Below are 1,040 nucleotides of genomic sequence, written 5' to 3'. Positions count from 1 at the left end.
AAGGAAAAGGCCCCTCGACATGCGCATTCTTGTCACCGGTGGTGCAGGTTTTATCGGCTCCGCATTGATCCGCCATTTGATTCAAAACACCGAGCATGAAGTGCTCAACCTCGACAAACTGACCTACGCCGGCAATCTTGAGTCGTTGACCAGCATCGCGACTAACACCCGCTATGAGTTCGTCCAGGCCGATATCATCGACCAGGCGACAGTCAGTGCCGTGCTCGCGCGCTTCGAACCCCAGGCGATCATGCACTTGGCGGCCGAGTCCCATGTCGACCGTTCCATTGACGGCCCGTCGGATTTTATCCAGACCAATATCGTCGGTACCTACAGCCTGCTGGAGGCCACTCGCGCCTACTGGCAGAAGCTGGAGGAACCGGCGAAAAGTGCGTTCCGCTTCCACCACATCTCCACCGATGAGGTGTATGGCGACCTGCATGGCGTCGACGACCTGTTCACCGAAACCACGCCTTATGCGCCCAGCTCGCCGTACTCTGCCAGCAAGGCGGCGTCCGACCACCTGGTTCGCGCCTGGCAGCGTACTTACGGCCTGCCGGTGCTGCTGACCAACTGCTCGAACAATTACGGGCCGTTTCATTTCCCCGAGAAGCTGATTCCCCTGGTGATCCTCAACGCCCTGGCCGGCAAGCCGCTGCCGGTGTATGGCGATGGCCTGCAAGTGCGCGATTGGCTGTTCGTCGAAGACCACGCCCGAGCCCTGTTGAAAGTCGTGACTGAAGGTATAGTCGGCGAGACCTACAACATCGGCGGCCACAATGAGCAGAAAAACATCGACGTGGTCCGTGGCATCTGCGGCCTGCTGGAAGAGTTGGCACCGCAGCGCCCTGCCGGGGTTGAGCAATTCACCGACCTGATCACCTTCGTCAAGGATCGCCCCGGCCACGACCAGCGCTATGCGATCGACGCCAGCAAAATCGAACGCGAGTTGGGTTGGGTCCCTGAAGAAACCTTTGAAACCGGCCTGCGCAAAACCGTGCAGTGGTACCTCGATAACCTGCAATGGTGCCAAAGGGTCC

At 59.3% G+C, this 1,040-nt stretch carries 1 protein-coding gene; it reads left to right on the top strand.

Going from position 1 to position 1,040, the window contains the following annotated elements; translation table 11 throughout:
* Positions 1-19: 19 nt before the first annotated feature.
* Positions 20-1,040, top strand: a 1,021-nt coding sequence (gene rfbB, locus GIR22_RS25810; protein ID WP_154746095.1) for a dTDP-glucose 4,6-dehydratase, incomplete at its 3' end; no start/stop codon positions are given.

The sequence above is a fragment of the Pseudomonas karstica genome, assembly GCF_009707515.1.
Lineage (GTDB): Bacteria > Pseudomonadota > Gammaproteobacteria > Pseudomonadales > Pseudomonadaceae > Aquipseudomonas > Aquipseudomonas karstica.
The sequence above is the reverse complement of the archived record's forward strand: the minus strand, read 5'-3'. Positions and strand labels throughout refer to the sequence as shown.